Genomic DNA, 18968 nt, shown 5'->3' with positions numbered 1-18968 from the left:
CAGAGTGTCCCGGATGCGCGGCAGTTGCTTCTCCGGCATGTGCGAGTGTCGGGTCAGGATGGTCCGTACAGGGGCGGGCGATTGACCCATTCGAGCTGCCCGCCCCTCCGCCGGCCCGTCAACCGTCGCGTTGCTCGCCGCGTAGCTCGCCGCGCTGTTCGGTCCGCAGCCGGAACCAGTAGAAGCCGTGTCCCGCCAGCGTCAGCAGGTACGGCCACTCACCGATCGGCGGGAAGCGCACGTCGCCCGTGAGCTCCACCGGGACCCGTCCGTTGAACGACCGAAGATCCAGCTCGGTGGGCTGCGCGAAGCGCGAGAAGTTGTGCACGCACAGCACCAGGTCGTCCCCGTACTCGCGGAGGAACGCGAGCACCGCCGGGTTGGACGACGGCAGTTCGGTGTACGAGCCGAGTCCGAAGGCCGGGTTGGCCTTGCGGATCTCGATCAGCCTGCGGGTCCAGTGCAGCAGTGAGGAGGGCGACGCCATGGCCGCCTCGACATTGGTGACCTGGTACCCGTGGACCGGGTCCATGATGACCGGCAGGTTCAGCCTGCCCGGATCGCACGAGGAGAAACCGGCGTTGCGGTCCGGGGTCCACTGCATCGGCGTGCGGACGCCGTCGCGGTCGCCCAGCCAGATGTTGTCGCCCATGCCGATCTCGTCGCCGTAGTAGAGCACCGGCGAGCCCGGCAGCGACAGCAGCAGGGCCGTGAACAGCTCCATCTGGTTGCGGTCGTTGTCCAGGAGCGGGGCGAGCCGGCGCCGGATGCCGATGTTGGCCCGCATCCGCGGGTCCTTGGCGTACTCGGCGTACATGTAGTCGCGCTCTTCGTCCGTGACCATTTCGAGGGTGAGCTCGTCGTGGTTGCGCAGGAAGATGCCCCACTGGCAGCGGTCCGGGATCGCCGGGGTCTTGGCCAGGATTTCGGAGACGGGGTAGCGCGACTCTCTTCGTACGGCCATGAAGATGCGCGGCATGACGGGGAAGTGGAACGCCATGTGGCACTCGTCCCCGCCCTTGGCGAAGTCCCCGAAGTAGTCGACCACGTCCTCGGGCCACTGGTTGGCCTCGGCGAGCAGCACGGTGTCGGGGTAGTGCGCGTCGATCTCGGCCCGTACCCGCTTCAGGAGCCGGTGGGTGCGGGGGAGGTTCTCGCAGTTGGTGCCCTCCTCGGCGTACAGGTAGGGCACCGCGTCGAGTCTGAAGCCGTCGATCCCGAGGTCCAGCCAGAACCGCAGCGCGGAGATGATCTCCTCGACCACGGCCGGGTTCTCGTAGTTGAGGTCCGGCTGGTGCGAGAAGAAGCGGTGCCAGTAGTACTGCTTGCGCACCGGGTCGTACGTCCAGTTGGAGGTCTCGGTGTCGACGAAGATGATGCGGGCGTCCTGGTACTGCTTGTCGTTGTCGGCCCACATGTAGTAGTCGCCGTACGGGCCGTCCGGGTCCTTGCGCGACTGCTGGAACCACTCGTGCTGGTCGCTGGTGTGGTTCATGACGAAGTCGATGATCACCCGCATGCCGCGGGTGTGCGCCGCGTCCACGAACTCCACGAAGTCGGCGAGGTCACCGAACTCCGGGAGCACGGAGGTGTAGTCGGAGACGTCGTAGCCCCCGTCGCGCAGGGGCGAGGCGAAGAACGGCGGCAGCCACAGGCAGTCGACGCCGAGCCACTGGAGGTAGTCCAGTTTGGCGGTGAGCCCCTTGAGGTCCCCGACGCCGTCGCCGTTGCTGTCGTGGAAGGAGCGGACGAGGACCTCGTAGAAGACGGCCCGCTTGAACCAGTCGGGATCGCGGTCCTTGGCGGGGGTGTCCTCGAAGGTGTCGTGGACGGGATCGTTGATCATCATGTGGTGGGTGACCCTCCGGTGGGCGGGGACGGTCGCAGAGCGGCCAGTACGTGCGCGGGCGTTCGGCCCGGCTCTAGGCGCACGTAGTTCGCCCTGCCCCAGTGATAGGTCTCGCCGGTGAGCTCGTCGCGCACCGCGAGGGACCCGTGCCAGTCGAGGCCGAGTACCGGCATGTCCAACGAGACCGTCGCCTCCTGGGTGTGGTGCGGATCGAGGTTGACGACCACCAGTACGGAATTGGCTCCGGCGTGCTTCGAATAGGCGATCACCTGTTCGTTGTCGGTCGAGTGGAAGTGGATGTCGCGCAGCTGCTGGAGCGCGGGGTTGCGGCGGCGCATCCGGTTCAGGGCGGTGATCAGCGGGGCGATGGTGCGGCCCTCGCGGTCGGCGGCCTCCCAGTCGCGGGGCCGGAACTCGTACTTCTCCGAGTCCAGGTACTCCTCGCTGCCGTGCCGGACCGGGGTGTTCTCGCAGAGCTCGTAGCCGGAGTAGACCCCCCAGGTGGGGGAGAGGGTGGCCGCGAGGACCGCCCGCACCTCGAAGGCGGGACGGCCGCCCTCCTGCAGGTACTCGTGGAGGATGTCCGGGGTGTTCACGAAGAAGTTCGGCCGCATGACGGAGGCCGAGGTGGTGCCGGACAGCTCGGTCAGGTACTCGGTCAGCTCGGCCTTCGTGTTGCGCCAGGTGAAGTACGTGTACGACTGCTGGAAGCCGACCGCGGCGAGCGCGCGCATCATGGCGGGACGGGTGAAGGCCTCCGCCAGGAAGATCACGTCGGGATCGGACTTGTTGATGTCCGCGATCACCTTCTGCCAGAAGACCACCGGCTTGGTGTGCGGATTGTCGACGCGGAAGATGCGGACCCCGTGGTCCATCCAGTACCGCAGGATCCGGCAGGTCTCCTCGACGATGCCGGCCATGTCGGTGTCGAAGTGGATCGGATAGATGTCCTGGTACTTCTTCGGCGGGTTCTCCGCGTACGCGATCGTCCCGTCGGCCCGGTGGCGGAACCACTCCGGGTGCTTCTCCACCCACGGGTGGTCGGGGGAGCACTGGAGGGCGAAGTCCAGCGCGATCTCCAGACGCAGCTCGCGGGCGCGCGCGACGAACGCGTCGAAGTCCTCGATGGTGCCGAGCTCCGGGTGGACGGCGTCGTGCCCGCCCTCGGTCGACCCGATGGCCCAGGGCACGCCCGGATCCCAACTCCCCGCGGACAGGGTGTTGTTCGGGCCCTTGCGGAACGTGCTGCCGATCGGGTGGATCGGCGGCAGGTAGACCACGTCGAAGCCCATCGCGGCGATCGCGGGCAGCCGCTCCGCGGCGGTCCGGAAGGTGCCGCTGACCGGAGCCTCGCCGGGCTCCAGCACCGCCCCTTCCGAGCGCGGGAACATCTCGTACCAGGACCCGAAGAGGGCCCGCTTGCGCTCGACGAGCAGCGGCAGCGGCTTGGAGGCGGTGACCAGCTCCCGGTACGGGCGCTTGGCGAGCGCCGCGTCCACGGCGGGGTCGAGGGCGGCGGCGTGCCGTTCGGCGGCCGGCCGGTCCTCGTCGCGCATGATCGCGGCGGCGGCCAGCACGGCCTCGCGGCCGTCGCGCTTGGTGATCCGGGCCCCGGCCCGCTCGTAGAGCTCGGCGCCCTCCAGCAGCATCAGCCCGCTGTCGATGCCGGCCGGGATCTTGATCGCGGCGTGGGCCCGCCAGGTGGCCACCGGGTCGCTCCACGCCTCGACGGTGTACGTCCACCTCCCCTCGGCCTCGGCGGAGACGCGGGCCCCCCACCGGTCGGTGCCGGGGGCGAGCTCGCTCAGCGGTACGGGGGGCCGCAGCCGCCCGCTCGGATCGCGCAGGACGATGTGTGCGGCAACGGCGTCGTGTCCCTCGCGGAACACGGTGGCCGAGATCTCGAAGACCTCGTCCACGACCGCCTTGGCGGGTCTGGCGCCGCAGTCGACGGCGGGGCGGACGTCCAGCACGGGAATGCGACCGATCATGATGGGATCACCTGGGGGCAGTTCGCAGGGCTCGGTGACAACAGGCCAGTCGGAGTCACGACTGGTAGTGCACGCTCTGTTCGCTCTGTTTCTAGCCGCTCGGAAGACGGCTGGGCTGCGGGCATGGCCGCTCCTGTCCGCGTTCACTCGGGTGGCGGGGAGAGGGTTTGTGGGCGGGTGCCTCGTGCTGTACGACGTGTACCCGGGGAGCCCTTCCCACTCTCGTCCGCCCCAATCCGCGCGCTCGGTTAACTACTCGTACGTAGTGGAACGGGCAATACCAAGCCCTGGATCGACTTCCCGGAAGGGCTCCGTCAAGTCGGCCGGTACTAGGTGACGTAGGGCCGACACCACCCGTCACACAGGTCTCTCGGGCCCCTCCCGGACCGCCCGAACGAGTGGCCGGGAGACAGGGCCTCTGGTCGCGGATACCCCGCCGAACGGCGTGTGCACGACGGAGGAGGGGCCCGACCGGACCCGCAGGCCCCGGCCGGCGCGGGAAGCGGGGGCGGCCGGCCGCCGCCGGAGGCGCCATGGCCGGAAGACGCGGCCCTCGCTAGCCTTCCCGGGGTGATGCGCGGGTGCACAGCGTGGTGCGGCCGCTCCGATCCGCAATCCCCTGCGAAGGTGGAACGTGTGAAGGCTATCCGTCGATTCACCGTGCGCCCCGTCCTCCCGGAATCCCTGCTGCCGCTCACCGACCTCGCGCGCAATCTGCGCTGGTCATGGCATGCCGAGACCCGTGAACTCTTCCAATCCGTCGACCCCGAGGGCTGGCAGGCCGCCGGCGGCGATCCCGTCCGGCTGCTCGGCGCCGTCTCCGCCGCGCGCCTCGCCGAACTGTCCGCGGACCGCCGCTTCCTGCGCCGGCTCGCCGTCGCCGCCGCCGACCTCGACGACTACGTCAACGGCGGGAGGTGGTACCAGAGCCATGAGAACGGCGCGGAACTGCCCGCCGCCATCGCCTATTTCTCCCCCGAGTTCGGGATCACCGCCGCCCTGCCGCAGTACTCCGGCGGCCTCGGCATCCTCGCCGGGGACCACCTGAAGGCCGCCAGCGACCTCGGCGTCCCGCTCATCGGGGTGGGACTGCTCTACCGGCACGGCTACTTCCGGCAGTCGCTGTCCCGCGACGGCTGGCAGCAGGAGCACTACCCCGTACTCGATCCCAACGAACTCCCGCTCGGCCTGCTCCGCCAGGAGGACGGGACCCCCGCCCGGGTCTCGCTGACCCTGCCCGGCGGCCGCGCCCTGCACGCGCACATCTGGCAGGCCCGCGTCGGACGGGTGCCGCTGCTGCTCCTGGACTCCGACGTCGAGGACAACGACACCGTCGCCCGCGAGGTGACCGACCGGCTCTACGGCGGCGGCAGCGACCACCGGCTGCTCCAGGAGATGCTGCTCGGCATCGGCGGTGTCCGTGCCGTCCGGCTGTACTGCGGGCTGAGCGGCCACCCCGCCCCCGAGGTCTTCCACACCAACGAGGGCCACGCCGGCTTCCTCGGCCTGGAACGCATAAGGGAACTGGAACGGGAACAGGGGCTCGGTTTCGACGCCGCCGTCGAGGCCGTGCGCGCCGGGACCGTGTTCACCACGCACACCCCCGTCCCGGCCGGCATCGACCGCTTCGAGCGGGCGCTGGTCGCCCGGCACTTCGGGGACGGCGGGGAACTGCCCGGCGTCCCCGTCGAGCGGATCCTGGAACTCGGCGCCGAGACCTATCCCGGGGGTGACCCCGGGGTCTTCAACATGGCCGTGATGGGACTGCGGCTGGCCCAGCGGGCCAACGGGGTGTCCACCCTGCACGGCGCGGTCAGCCGGGAGATGTTCGCCGGCCTGTGGCCCGGCTTCGACCCGGCCGAACTGCCGATCACCTCCGTGACCAACGGGGTGCACGCGCCGACCTGGGTGGCCCCCGAGGTGGTCCGGCTCGGCGTCCGCCAGATCGGCGCGGGCCGCACCGAGGACGCCCTGTCGGTCGGCGGCTCCCACCGCTGGGACGCGGTCGCCGAGATCCCCGACCAGGACGTGTGGGACCTGCGGCGGGTGCTCCGGGAGCAGCTGGTGCAGGAGGTACGGGACCGGCTGCGGGCCTCGTGGCTCCAGCGCGGGGCCGCCGCAGCGGAACTGGGCTGGGTGGACTCCGTGCTCGACCCCGACGTGCTGACCATCGGCTTCGCCCGGCGCGTGCCCTCGTACAAGCGGCTGACGCTGATGCTGCGCGACCCGGACCGGCTGCGCAGGCTGCTGCTCGACCCGGACCGGCCGGTGCAGATCGTGGTCGCGGGCAAGGCGCATCCGGCCGACGACGGCGGGAAGCGGCTCGTGCAGGAACTGGTGCGGTTCGCGGACGACCCGCGGGTGCGGCACCGGATCGTCTTCCTGCCCGACTACGGCATGGCCATGGCGCAGAAGCTCTACCCGGGCTGCGACGTGTGGCTGAACAACCCGCTGCGGCCGCTGGAGGCGTGCGGGACGAGCGGGATGAAGGCCGCGCTGAACGGCTGCCTCAACCTGTCCGTGCTGGACGGCTGGTGGGACGAGTGGTTCGAGCCGGACTTCGGCTGGGCCATCCCGACCGCCGACGGGCTCGGCGCGGACGAGGACCGGCGCGACCACCTGGAGGCGAGCGCCCTCTACGAGCTGATCGAGGGCCGGGTCGCACCCCGCTTCTACGACCGGGCCGGGCGCACCGGGCTCCCGGTGAGGTGGATCGAGATGGTGCGGCGCACGCTCGTCTCGCTGGGGCCGAAGGTGCTCGCGGGCCGGATGGTGCGCGAGTACGTGGAGCGGCTGTACACGCCGGCCGCGCTCGCCCACCGGGCCCTGGACGCCGGGGCCGCACGCGACCTGGCGTGGTGGAAGGGGCGGGTCCGGGCGGCCTGGCCGCGGGTCTCGGTCGAGCACGTGGAGGCGCTGGCCGCGGCTCCCGTGAACGGCACCGCCGAGCTCGGGGCCACCCTCACCCTGCGGGTGCAGGTGTCGCTGGACGCCCTCGCGCCCGAGGACGTGGAGGTCCAGGCCTTCGCCGGCCGGGTGGACGCGCAGGACGTGATCCGGGACGGGCGGACCTTCCCGCTCAAGCCGGCCGCGGGGCCCGACCTGGAAGGGCGCTGGGTGTACGAGGGCCCCCTCGCCCTCGACCGCACGGGGCCCTTCGGCTACACGGTCCGGATCCTGCCGGCGCATCCGCTGCTGGCGACCCCGGCCGAACTGGGGCTGGTCGCGGCCCCGGTGGACACGGACGCGGGAGGCGGCGTACTGCTGCGGTAGGCACCGCCGCGGTACCGGTTCAGGGGGCGGGCGGCGGATCCACCAGCCGCTCGCCCTCCACGAGCATCCCGGCCCGTTTGACGCTGCGCAGGGCCGGGATCACCTCCACCTGCCCCACGCCGTCCACCGCGCCGATCCGCTCGGTCAGGTACGTGTAGAGCGCGTCGGTGTCCCGGCACACGACCACCGCCATCAGGGAGGCCGCCCCGGTCACGGCCGCCGCGAACGGCACCTCGCGGTGGCTCGCCAGCGCGGCCCCCACCTCCGCCAGCCGGGCCGGCGGGACGGTCAGCACCATCGTCGCCTCGGCCTCGTAGCCGAAGAGCGAGGGGACGAACTCCACGTCGAAGAAGAGCGCCCCGAGATCGCGCATCCGTTCCACCCTGCGGCGGGCGGTCGACTCCGACAGCCCGGTGGCGCGGGCCAGTTCCGGATACCCGGCGCGGCCGTCCCGGCCCAGCACCGCGAGCAGCGCGAACTCCGTCTCGTCCAGGGCGTACCGGTCCGGCCCGGGCGGGGCCGGGGGCCGTTGCAGGGCCGCGATCTGATCCGGGCGCAGCACGTCCACGCCCGCCCACGAGTCGGGCCCGCCGAAGAACTTCCGCAGGATGGTGTGGGCGCTGATGCCGGTCACCCGCCGGGTGCGCGGCAGCTTCTCCAGCAGCAGGGTGTCCCGGTCCCTGCGGGTACGGGCCCGCGTCATGCAGTGGACCTCGGTGCCGCCCGAGTTCAGGGTCACCCACGCGATGTCCGGGCGCCGGGCGAGCGCCTCGGCCACCGGGAGCGCCGCGTCGGGGGCGCACTGCACCCGCAGCCAGGACTCGAACAGGCCGACGCGGCTGCCCTGCGGCAGCCCGACCACCCGGACCAGACCGGTGGTCCGCAGCCGCCGGTAGCGGCGTACGACGGTCTGGTCGGAGACCTCCAGCACCTCGGCGAGCCGGCTGAAGGAGGCCCGGCCGTCGATCACGAGGGCGTGCACCAGGGACTGGTCGAGTGCGTCAAGCTCCGTGTCGTTCATGGTTTCCATCATGACAGGGGCTCCAATGACGGAAATCCGGCAGGAGCGGGCTGCTGGATCGGGGAAGGGCGGTGGGCGGTGGGACCTTGGGCTCACCGCGGACCCGCCCGCGACCTCGCCCCTCCGCAACCCGAGGAGAACTCCCATGCGCAAATGGCTGCCCCTGACGGCCGTCTGCCTCGGGGCTTTCATGCTCCTGGTCGACGTCACGATCGTGACCGTCGCCCTGCCCGACATGTCCGCCGACATGCACACGGGCTTCGCCGGCCTCCAGTGGGTGATGGACGTCTACGCCCTCGCGCTGGCCGCCCTGCTGCTGGGAGCGGGCTCGCTCGCCGACCGGATCGGCCGGCGCCGCGTCTACCTCATCGGGCTCGGGCTCTTCGCCGCCGCCTCGCTCGCCTGCGGGCTGGCCACCGGCCCGGCCGAGCTGATCGCCTTCCGCGCGGTCCAGGGCATCGGCGGAGCCGCCATGTTCGCCACCACCATGGCCCTGCTCAGCGCGTCCTACCAGGGCCGCGACCGCGGGGTGGCCTTCGGTGTCTGGGGCGCGGTCAACGGCGCCGCCGCCGCGGCCGGGCCGATCATCGGCGGGCTGCTCACCGAGAACTTCGGCTGGCGCTGGATCTTCTTCATCAACCTGCCCGTCAGCGCGCTGGCCGTGTACGTCACCCTCAAGGCGGTGGCCGAGTCCCGCAACCCGCACGCCGGCCGCCTCGACCTGCCCGGCATGGCCACCTTCACCGCGGGCGCCGCGGCCGTCACGTACGCCGTGATCCGCGTGGGCGAGAACGGCTGGGGCTCGCCCACCACCCTCGGCCTGCTCGGCCTGGGCGTGGCCGCCTTCGCCGCCTTCGTCCTCGTCGAACTGCGCAGCACCCGCCCGATGCTGGACCTCTCGCTCTTCCGCAGCCGCACCTTCGTCGCCGTCATGGCCGCCGGACTGCTGCTGTCGGGCGCCGCGTTCTCGTACCTCATGTACGTCTCCCTCTGGCTGCAGTCCGCCGAGGGGATGAGCCCGGTCGGCGCGGGCCTGGTGCTGCTGCCGCTCAGCGCGGCCGGCTTCGTCGTCGCCGCGGTGGCCGGACGGCTGCTGCACGGGGTCCCGCCCCGGCTGACCATCGGCGGTGGGCTGCTGCTGATCGGCGTCGGCGCGCTGCTCCAGGCCTGGATGCTGGACGCCGGGGACGGCTGGACCGCCCTGGTGCCCGGGTTGCTCGTGACCGGCGTGGGGGTGGGCGCCGCGACCCCGGCGCTGGCCGCCACGGCGATGGGGGCCGTGGCCCCGGCCCGGGCGGGCATGGCGGGCGGCGCCCTGAACACCGCGCGCCAGCTGGGCACCGCCCTCGGCATCGCCGTGCTCGGCGCGGTCTTCCACGCGGGGCTGCGCTCCGGGCTCGGTGAGGGCGGCCGGGGGCTGGCGGAGCCGCTGGCCGCCGGTGGCGCCGGGCAGGTGCTCGCCGAAGCCCCGGCGGGCGCGGCCCGGGAGGCGCTGACCGGGCTGGTGGAGGCCGCCTTCGCGAGCGGTCTGCGCGAGACGTTCCTGGTCTCGGCCGCGATGGGGCTGGCCGGTGCGCTGGCGGCCTTCCTCCTGCTGCGCGGCGGGACCTCGCCCGCCGCCGCTCCGCTCCCGCGGCCCCGCGCGGACTCCACCGCGGCTCAGGACCCGGCGGGGGCGCCGGCCGTACGGAACTGAGGCCGGACGGAGAGGCGACCGTACGGAGCCGAGACCGCACGGCTGGGACCTCACGGGTGAACCTTCGAACGCATTGGGCATGCCGAATCGTTTCGGCTACCTCCTCCGCTCCTACGCTGCCCGCGGATGCCACCGGACCCGGCATCCGCGGACCCGAGGAACGGATTCCCCCATGCGTCTTCGCACCACCGCCGCCGTGCTCGTCGGCGCGCTCGCGCTCGTCCTGCCCACCGCCGGCCCGTCGCTGGCCGACGATCACGGTGACCGCGCTCTCGGCACGCTGAACTACCGGTTCGTCAACGACGACGACGTCGAGGAGAACGGCCAGATCAGGCCCGCGGACAACCGCACCTGCTACGTGCTCACGCGGACCTCCCGGGACAGGCCGGCGGTCGCGGTGCAGAACAACACGACGTCGAGGGCGCATCTCTTCAGCAACCGCAGCTGCTCCGGCGAGGAGGTGGCGACGCTGAGGCCGGACGGGCGGGTGAACCGGGTGAGGGTCGTCTCGGTCTACTTCACGCCGGTGAACGAGGGCGACGAGGGCCGCGGTGACAACGAGGGCCGCGGCGACAACGACGGCCGCGGCGACTGGAACAACGGCGGTGACCAGGGTCGTGGCGACCAGGGCCGGGACGACGAGGCCCGCGACGACGAGGCCCGTGAGGACCAGGGCCGTGGCGACCAGGGCCGGGACGACGAGGCCCGCGAGGACCAGGCCCGCGAGGACCAGGCTCGTGAGGACCAGGGCCGTGGCGACCAGGGCCGCGACGACCAGGCCCGCGAGGACCAGGCCCGCGAGGACCAGGCCCGCGAGGACCAGGGCCGTGGCGACCAGGGCCGCGACGACCAGGCCCGCGAGGACCAGGGTCGTGGCGACCAGGCCCGCGACGACCAGGAAGAGGAGGAGGAAGACCTCCTCGAGAAGGTCTTCCGCGCCCTCGGCTGACCTGTCGGCCCGCTGACCCGGGAGCGGTCCGGCGCCCACGCGGCGGCCGGACCGCTTCCGCGTCAGGCAGGCCCCTCCACGGGACCGGCGCCCGCCGCCAGCCACTCCACCACGTCCGCCGCCGTGTAGGGCGCCGCGTCCGGAGAGAGCCGCGGCAGGAAGGACAGGTCCTTGCCGATCGTCACCAGCGGGGGCTCCACCCCGCCGCCGGGCCGCCGCTGCGCCAACCCGACGGTGGCCAGCAGGCCGTTGCACAGGCACTGCCGGCCCACCGCGTCGGCCGCGTCCCCGCCCTTGCGGACGTAGCTCGCCGACGGCTCGGCCGCGCACCGGTAGAGCAGACCGCGCGGGCCGCGTACCGGCGTGCGCAGGAAGCCCAGATCGCACACCCGGCGCCGGGCCGCCGCCACTTCGGGCTCGGAGACCGTCCCCGGCAGCTCCGCCACCTTGAAGGGGAACGAGGTCGGCGAGGCCCGGGGGTCGTTGCGGACCCTGAGGGTGCCGGCGTGGGCGCGGCCGCGCAGCTCCTCGCGCAGGTGCCGGGCCATCCCCGACTCCTCGCACAGGGCGAAGGCGCTGCCGACCTGCACCCCGGCCGCCCCCGCGGCGCGCGCCGCGGCGACCGCCTCCGGGTGGGCCTGGCCGCCGGCGAGCCAGAACGGCAGCCCCAGCGCTGCTATTTCGGCGAGATCCGGGTGGTCGCGCGGACCGTAGACCGGCTCGCCGTCCCCGTCGAGCCGCATCGGCCCGCGCGGCGGGGCACTGTGGCCGCCCGCCCGGCTGGTCTCGATCACGAAGCCGTCGGGGCGGGTCGACTCGTCCCGCGCGAGGTAGGCGGCCAGCACCGGAAGGGACACGATGGCCAGGACGTGCGGCCGGCGCAGCGGGCCGGGGTGGTGCCCGGCGAGCAGCGCCATCGGGTCGAAGCGATGGTCCAGCGGCTCCTCGTCGCCCACCACGGCGACCTTGGTCACGCAGGGTTCGCAGCGCGCCAGCCGCGAGGCGAGGGAAGGGATCTGACCCGGGACGCCCGCGCCCACGAGCACGTGGTCGACGCCTGCCAGGATCGCGCCGAACAGGGCGGGGGCGGTGGCCAGCTGGATCTTCTCCAGGTAGTTGACGCCGACGATGCCGTCATGTCCCTCCTTCGCGAGCCAGACCTCGACGAAGTTACCGAGGACGGTCAGGATTTCCGCCGCTGACCCGCCGGAGGCCCGCAGCCGGGGGGTCGTCCGCATCGGGACTCCCTCGCGGGTGCCGCCCTCGCGGAACCAGCAGTCGAGCGCGCCCTGCGCGAGCTCGGGCAGCGGGAAGGCGGCCAGTGCGCGGCGCGCGTGCCCGCCCGGGTCGCCGGTCTGCAGCACGCGGGCCAGGACCACGTCCAGCGCGGTGCCGGAGACCACGCCGAGCTGCCCCGCCGTGGACACGGCCCGGGCCAGCCGCCAGCCGGAGACCCCGACGCCCATGCCGCCCTGGATCAGCCAGGGCCGGGGCCGCGCTGCGGGGGCGGCCGGGCCGGCCGGGGACGGGACCGCCGGGGCGGTCGAGGGGAGCTGAGGCATGGGGCACGTCCGTCACTCGGTGGGTCACCCGGACCCACGCTTGCGCAGGTTCGCTCGGATCCAGTCTCTCCGTACGCCCGGACGCGGGGCGGCGGCGAAGGTCCCGGCCTTCGGGGCAACAGGTCCCGGCGCGGCGGGCCCATGGGACAGGGCCGCCCGGGGAGGTCTTCTCCCGGGCGGCCCCGTGTCTATCTGTTCAGCTCCTGCCCACGCTGGTCCGAGGGGATCAGAAGGTGAGCTTCCAGCTGTTGATGTAGCCGGTGTCCAGGCTGGCAGCGTCCCTGACGCGGAGCTTCCAGGTGCCGTTGGCGACCTCGGAGGAGGCGTTCACGGTGAAGGACTGGACGATGTTGTCCGCGCTGCCGCCGGTGCGGTTGCGCAGGTTGTACACGCTGCCGTCGGGGGCGACCAGGTCGACGACCAGGTCACCGACGTAGGTGTGGACGATGTTCACGTCCACCTTCAGCGTGCTCGGGGCGTTGCCCGAGCGGGTCACCGCGAGCGGGGACTCGACCGTGGCGTTGTCCGCGATCTGGTAGTCGTTCGTGTTCTCGAAGACGTTCTGCTGGCCGGTGCCGACCGTCCAGGTGAAGGACGCCGTCCCGGTCTTGCTCGCCGAGTCGGTCACGGTGACGGTCACGTTGGACGTGCCCGCGGTGGTGGCCGTGCCCGAGATCAGGCCGGTGGAGGAGTTGATCGACAGGCCGGCCGGCAGGCCGGTCGCCGCGTAGCTCAGCGCACCCGGGTTGGTGCTGGTGGCCTGGACCTGCAGGCTGACAGCGGTGTTGATCTGGGTGGTCTGGTTCGGGATCGCCGTGACCGAGACGCCGCTGGGCGCGGGGCGCGATCCGACGGCGATGGCCGCCCAGGCGTGGGCCACGTTGTTGTACGTGGCCGAGCCGGCGCCGTACAGGTCGGCCGCCGCCTGCAGGGTGGCCGTACGGGCCGCCGCGTAGTTGGTGTTCGACTTGAACAGACCGGTGGTCAGCGCGCGGAACCAGATCTTCGAGGCGGCGTCACGGCCGATCGCGGTGACGGGGAGGCCGTCGGCGGTGGGCGAGTCGTAGCTCACGCCGTTGACGACCTTGGCGCCGGAGCCCTCGGAGGCCAGGTAGTACCAGTGGTTGGCCGGGCCCGAGGAGTAGTGGACGTCGATGCCGCCGAGGCCCGAGTACCAGGAGTCCTTGGACGCGCCGTCCTTGCTCGGCTTGTCCATGTAGCGCAGCGGGCTGCCGTCGCCGTTGATGTCGATCTTCTCGCCGACCAGGTAGTCGCCGACGTCCTGCGGGTTGTTGGCGTAGAACTCGACCGCCGCCGCGAAGATGTCGGAGGTGGCCTCGTTCAGACCGCCGGGCTCACCGCTGTAGGTCATGTTGCCGGTGACCGAGGTCAGACCGTGGGTCATCTCGTGCGCCGCCACGTCGGTGGAGGTGAGGGGCTTGTTGTTGCCCTCGCCGTCGCCGTACGTCATGCAGAAGCAGGAGTCGCTCCAGAAGGCGTTCACGTAGTTGTTGCCGTAGTGGACCCGGCTGTACGGGGCCACGCCGTCGTTGCGCAGGCCGTTGCGGCCGTGCACGTTCTTGTAGTAGTCCCACGTGACCGCGGCGCCGTAGTGGGCGTCACCGCCGGCCGTCTCCAGGTTGGAGGGCAGGCCGTTGCCCCAGATGTCGTCCGGGCCGGAGAAGAGCGTGCCGGTGCCGGAGCCGGTGCCGTGGTTGAGGTTGTACGTCTTGTGGCTGCCGCGCGCGGCGTCGGTCAGGTTCCAGGTGCTGCCCGACTGGGTGGTCCCGAGGGTCACCTGGCCGCTGTACATGGTGTTGCCGGTGCCGGTCTCGATGGCCTGCCACTCGGTGATCTTGGCGCCGGTCTTGGCGTTGGTCACCACGTGCAGTTCGTTCGGGGTGCCGTCGTGCTGGAGGCCGCCGACGACGGTCTCGAACGCGAGCACCGGAACGCCCTCGGCCGCCCAGATCACCTTGCGGGCGTTCTTGGAGGCCTTGGCCTCCTTCGAGCCCTCGGCGTTGGCGGCGGAGACCGCCTGGCTCTCCGCGGCCGACGGGGTGACCGTGGCGTCGGTGTCGGCGACCTTGATCTCGTGGTTGGTCGCCTTGGTCACGCTCTTGGTGACACCGCCCTTGGCGTGAACGGTGAGGTCACCGCCGAGCACGGGGAGGCCGTCGTAGGTGCGCTCGTACGTCGTGTGCGTGGTGCCGTCCGCATCCTGGACGACATCGCGGACGACGAGCTTCTCGCCACTGCCGAGGCCGAGGGCCTTGGCGGCCTGCGCGGTGGTCGAGTTGGCCTCGGCGAGGAGCGTCGCACGCTCCGAAGCGCTGAGTACGCGGTTGGCCGCGCCCGGATTGGGCTGGGCGGCCTTGGGTGCCTGGGACGCGGTGGCGTCGGCGGTGGCGGTGCCGGTCTGTATGCCTACGGCGAGCAGGGCTGCCGCGGCAACGAGAGCGCCGGCCGCGGTGGCACGCCGCTGGGGGGTGGACCTCAACGCAGACTCCTTCTGCAAGGGGGGTTCCGGATGGCTGGGTGGGCCTCCGGGCAGAACAGGGCTGGTGCGATGAACGGTCGAAGATTGCCACTTGTCGGACTAGATGTCAGGGCCGCGTCAAAAGGTTGGCCGGAAACGGTTCGTTGTCCGAAGATACGTATCCGGTATTCGGACCATTCACCTTCGTGTGCACAGGAGGGCGTCCGGCATTCGGAACGGCTGATACCGGTTGCTAACACTTGCGCAACAAGAGGCTGCGTTGACCCAAACGGCATTTACCGTACGGGTGTTTGTCGTACTGTTTCCCGGTGCGGCAGATGTCCGTTGCCAGGGGAAGCCATGGACACCCGCCACTGTCATAGACCACGTGCCAGGGGGGCCCATGAGGCATGTCCATTTTCCTGCGCAAAGAGTGGCCGGGGCGGCCCATGAGTCCGTGGGCTCCGTCCGGCGCCACGGGGACAAGGCCCGCTGGTACCGCCCGGCCGCCGTCGCCGCCGACTTCTTCGGCGCCGCCGTTCCCGTAGGGCTCGTCTTCGATGCCGCACAGCAGGTCCGGCCCCTCTACTGCGCCCTCGCCGCCGCCGTGGCGTGGACCGGAGTGCAGGCGCTGCGCCGGCGGTACACGGCCCGCGCGCTCGGGGAATCGCGCGGAGTGCTGCCCGTCGTCCACGACTGGCTGATTCTCATCGGCGTGCTGGCCGTGGCCCGCGTGGTGACCGAAGAGGCCACCCCCCGCCTGTCCGCTCTCGGCGCCCTGCTGCCGGCCCTCCTCATCACCGTCGCCTGCCACAAACTGACCTACCGCCACCTCTCGGCGGCCCGCCGCGAGGCCCAGGCCGTCAGCCGGGTCCTCGTCGTCGGCGAACCCGACGCGGCCGAGGACGTCATCGCGCACCTCGCCGCCCGCACCGACCACCCGTACGTGGTCGTCGGCGTGGTCCCGGTCGGCTCCGGGGCGCTCTCCAGCGGGGTGCCCGTGGCGGCCCGCCTCGACGAGGGGATGCCCGAGGCCCCGGCCGGCGACTCCGCGGCCGTGCTCGGCGCCGTCGCCAGCCACCACGCCGACCTGGTGCTCGTCGCCCCCGGTGTGCGGATCACGGGGGAGCGGCTGCGCCGCGTCGCCTGGGCCCTGCACGACGCCGGGCTGGAACTGGCGGTCTTCCCCGGCCTGGTGGAGGTCTCCGTCAAGCGGCTGGAGACCCTGTCCGCGGGCGGGCTCGCCGTGCTCAGGGTCGCGCCGCCGGTCAGCCGCGGGATGCAGACCCTGCTCAAGTCGGCCCTGGACCGGGTGGGGGCCGCGGCCGGACTGCTGCTGCTCGCGCCGGTCTTCCTCGGGATCGTGCTGGCCATCCGCCTCGGCTCGCGCGGACCGGCCTTCTACCGGCAGCAGCGCATCGGCCGCCACGGTGTCCCCTTCGTCATGTGGAAGTTCCGCACGATGGTGATGGACGCCGACGCCCGCAAGGCCGAGCTGTCCGGGGCGAACGAGAACGACGGCCTGATGTTCAAGATGCGCCGCGACCCCCGGGTGACCCGGGTGGGCCGGCTGCTGCGCCGCACCTCGCTGGACGAACTGCCGCAGCTGGTGAACGTACTGACCGGCAACATGTCGCTGGTCGGCCCGCGCCCGCCGCTGCCGGAGGAGGTGGCCCAGTACGACGAGGTCGAACTGCGCCGGCTCACCGTGCGGCCCGGGATGACGGGGCTGTGGCAGATCAGCGGGCGGTCCGACCTGTCCTGGGACGAGACGATCCAGCTCGACCTGCAGTACGTCGACAACTGGTCCTTCACCAGCGACGTCGACGTGATGGGCCGTACGCTCCGCGCCGTCGTCGACGGACGCGGAGCGTACTGAGGCGCCCGAGAGCCGGGGCCGCCTGTGCGATCAGCTCTGCTCGCGCCACCACTTGTACGTGGCGGCGATCCCGTCCCGCAGCGGGACGGCGGGCTTCCAGCCGAGCGAGGTCAGGCGGCCGACGTCCAGCAGCTTGCGCGGGGTCCCGTCCGGCTTGGACGTGTCCCAGGCGAGGCGGCCGCGGAAGCCCGTCACCTCGGCGACGGTCTCGGCCAGCTCCTTGATGGTCAGGTCCTCGCCGCAGCCGATGTTGACGGGCTCGTCGCCGTCGTAGCCGGCGAGCAGCACGGCGCAGGCCGCCGCCAGGTCGTCCACGTGCAGGAACTCCCGCCGCGGGGTGCCCGAGCCCCACAGGGTGACCTCTTCGCGGCCCTCGGCGGCCGCCTCGTGGAAGCGCCGGATGAGGGCGGGCAGGACGTGCGAGGTCTCCAGGTCGAAGTTGTCGCCCGGGCCGTAGAGGTTCGTGGGCATCGCCGAGATGTACGAGGCCCCGTACTGCTTGCGGTACGACTGGACCTGGACGATGCCGGCGATCTTCGCGAGGGCGTAGGCCTCGTTGGTCGGCTCCAGCGGGCCGGTCAGCAGGGCGTCCTCGCGGATGGGTTGCGGGGCCAGCTTCGGGTAGATGCAGGACGAACCGAGGAACAGCAGCCGGCCCACCCCGGCGGCGTGCGCGCCGCCGATCACGCTGAGCTGGATCTGGAGGTTCTCCTCCAGGAACTGCACCGGGTAGGTGCTGTTGGCCATGATCCCGCCGACCTTGGCGGCGGCCAGCACGACGGCGTCCGGGCGGACGTCCTTCAGGTACGCACCCGTGGCGGCGGCGTCGCGCAGGTCGAGGTCGGCGCGGCCCCGGGTGAGCACCTCGTGGCCGTCGGCGGTCAGCCGCCGGGCGACCGCGGACCCCACGAGGCCGCGGTGGCCCGCGACGAAGACGCGGGCGTTCGGGGGCAGGAGCGGCTGCGAACTTGTCATACCGCCGATGATGCCAGTCCGCCCCCGCGGGGGTCGCAGTGGTCCGGCCCCCGGGCACGGGCCCGCCGCCCCGCTCCCGCACGGGCCCTGGTGGCGGGGGTGTGTGGGCCGTGTGCGAAGGGCGTGGAGGAATCCGCCGCAAAGGCGGCTGGACCGGGCGTGTACGGTACGCATCCAGTCCCCCGGGACCTCGAACGGGTGGGGGCGCCCCGCTCGTCACAACTGACCGAAACCATCCCCAGGGGGACCGCATGGGCAAGACCGCACTGATCACCGGCGTCACCGGGCAGGACGGCTCGTACCTCGCCGAGCTCCTGCTCTCCAAGGGCTACACGGTGCACGGGCTCGTCCGGCGGTCCTCCAGCTTCAACACGGAGCGGGTCGACCACATCTACCAGGACCCGCAGACCGCCAACCGGTCCTTCGTCCTGCACCACGCCGACCTCTCCGACGGCGTCGCGCTGGTGAACCTGCTCCGCGACATACGCCCCGACGAGGTCTACAACCTCGGCGCCCAGTCCCACGTCCGCGTCTCCTTCGACGCCCCGCTCTACACGGGCGACGTCACCGGCCTCGGCGCGCTGCGGCTGCTGGAGGCCATCCGGGCCAGCGGCGTCGACACCCGCATCTACCAGGCCTCGTCCTCGGAGATGTTCGGGGCGACCCCGCCCCCGCAGAACGAGGGCACCCCGTTCCACCCGCGCAGCCCGTACGGTGCCGCGAAGGTCTTCGCGTACTGGACCACGGTGAACTACCGCGAGGCGTACGACATGTTCGCCGTCAACGGGATCCTCTTCAACCACGAGTCCCCGCGCCGCGGCGAGACCTTCGTGACCCGCAAGATCACCCGCGCGGTCGCCCGCATCAAGGCCGGTCTCCAGGACCACCTCTACCTCGGCAACCTCGACGCGGTGCGCGACTGGGGCTACGCCCCCGAGTACGTGGACGCCATGTGGCGGATGCTCCAGCAGGACGAGCCCACCGACTACGTCGTCGCCACCGGTGTGGCCGCGACCGTCCGCGAGTTCGTCGAGTCCTCCTTCTCGCACGCCGGTCTCGACTGGGCCGAGCACGTGCGCTACGACCCCAAGTACGAGCGCCCCAGCGAGGTCGACGCCCTCATCGGCGACGCCTCGAAGGCCCATGACCTGCTTGGCTGGAAGCCGTCGGTCCTGGTGGCGGAGCTGGCGCAGATCATGGTGGACGCCGACATTCGGCAAGTCGAGGACCAACTGGCGGGCGTGACGGTCCGTATCGACCGCTGAGGCCTTATATTTCCCCTACGATTTGCCGT

Annotated in this window: 11 protein-coding genes; 5 read left to right on the top strand and 6 right to left on the bottom strand. The window is 72.0% G+C overall.

Annotated elements, in window-relative coordinates:
• Window positions 1-118: 118 nt before the first annotated feature.
• Window positions 119-1849 (bottom strand): maltose alpha-D-glucosyltransferase, encoded by a 1731-nt coding sequence (treS, locus tag AB0D29_RS15515; protein ID WP_362854545.1) that lies wholly within the window; start codon window positions 1847-1849, stop codon window positions 119-121.
• Complete coding sequence (locus AB0D29_RS15510; RefSeq protein WP_362854543.1) at window positions 1846-3840, bottom strand: alpha-1,4-glucan--maltose-1-phosphate maltosyltransferase; 1995 nt, start codon at window positions 3838-3840, stop codon at window positions 1846-1848. The genes treS and AB0D29_RS15510 overlap by 4 nt, the downstream gene beginning before the upstream one ends.
• A gap of 636 nt (window positions 3841-4476) precedes the next feature.
• On the opposite strand from AB0D29_RS15510, the gene glgP reads away from it, so the two are divergent.
• On the top strand, window positions 4477-7113 hold the full coding sequence (gene glgP, locus AB0D29_RS15505) for an alpha-glucan family phosphorylase (RefSeq protein WP_362854541.1): 2637 nt from the start codon (window positions 4477-4479) through the stop codon (window positions 7111-7113).
• A gap of 19 nt (window positions 7114-7132) precedes the next feature.
• On the opposite strand, the gene AB0D29_RS15500 is transcribed toward glgP, so the two are convergent.
• Window positions 7133-8143: an AsnC family transcriptional regulator gene (locus AB0D29_RS15500; protein WP_362854710.1), complete on the bottom strand. Its 1011-nt coding sequence runs from the start codon at window positions 8141-8143 to the stop codon at window positions 7133-7135.
• Window positions 8144-8279: 136 nt separating this feature from the next.
• On the opposite strand from AB0D29_RS15500, the gene AB0D29_RS15495 reads away from it, so the two are divergent.
• Together AB0D29_RS15495 and AB0D29_RS15490 are read left to right on the top strand one after the other, a co-directional pair.
• Window positions 8280-9830, top strand: a complete 1551-nt coding sequence (locus AB0D29_RS15495) for a DHA2 family efflux MFS transporter permease subunit (protein ID WP_362854539.1) — start codon at window positions 8280-8282, stop codon at window positions 9828-9830.
• Between the two features lie 172 nt (window positions 9831-10002).
• Window positions 10003-10779: a hypothetical protein gene (locus AB0D29_RS15490; RefSeq protein ID WP_362854538.1), complete on the top strand. Its 777-nt coding sequence runs from the start codon at window positions 10003-10005 to the stop codon at window positions 10777-10779.
• A gap of 62 nt (window positions 10780-10841) precedes the next feature.
• Here the strand turns inward: AB0D29_RS15490 and AB0D29_RS15485 are convergent, their stop codons facing one another.
• Window positions 10842-12341, bottom strand: coding sequence for a nitronate monooxygenase (locus tag AB0D29_RS15485; protein ID WP_362854537.1), 1500 nt, complete (start codon window positions 12339-12341; stop codon window positions 10842-10844).
• Window positions 12342-12567: 226 nt separating this feature from the next.
• Complete coding sequence (locus tag AB0D29_RS15480) at window positions 12568-14841, bottom strand: M4 family metallopeptidase (RefSeq protein ID WP_362854535.1); 2274 nt, start codon at window positions 14839-14841, stop codon at window positions 12568-12570.
• A gap of 382 nt (window positions 14842-15223) precedes the next feature.
• Here AB0D29_RS15480 and AB0D29_RS15475 point away from each other — a divergent pair, with 382 nt between their 5' ends.
• Window positions 15224-16699: a sugar transferase gene (locus tag AB0D29_RS15475; RefSeq protein WP_362854534.1), complete on the top strand. Its 1476-nt coding sequence runs from the start codon at window positions 15224-15226 to the stop codon at window positions 16697-16699.
• Between the two features lie 30 nt (window positions 16700-16729).
• On the opposite strand, the gene AB0D29_RS15470 is transcribed toward AB0D29_RS15475, so the two are convergent.
• Complete coding sequence (locus AB0D29_RS15470) at window positions 16730-17674, bottom strand: GDP-L-fucose synthase (RefSeq protein ID WP_362854533.1); 945 nt, start codon at window positions 17672-17674, stop codon at window positions 16730-16732.
• 251 nt (window positions 17675-17925) lie between these two features.
• Here AB0D29_RS15470 and gmd point away from each other — a divergent pair, with 251 nt between their 5' ends.
• Window positions 17926-18939, top strand: coding sequence for a GDP-mannose 4,6-dehydratase (gene gmd, locus AB0D29_RS15465; protein ID WP_362854532.1), 1014 nt, complete (start codon window positions 17926-17928; stop codon window positions 18937-18939).
• Window positions 18940-18968: the final 29 nt, after the last annotated feature.

It is taken from the genome of Streptomyces sp. NPDC048424, from assembly GCF_040651555.1.
In the GTDB taxonomy this organism is placed as follows: Bacteria; Actinomycetota; Actinomycetes; order Streptomycetales; family Streptomycetaceae; genus Streptomyces.
The sequence above is the reverse complement of the archived record's forward strand: the minus strand, read 5'-3'. Positions and strand labels throughout refer to the sequence as shown.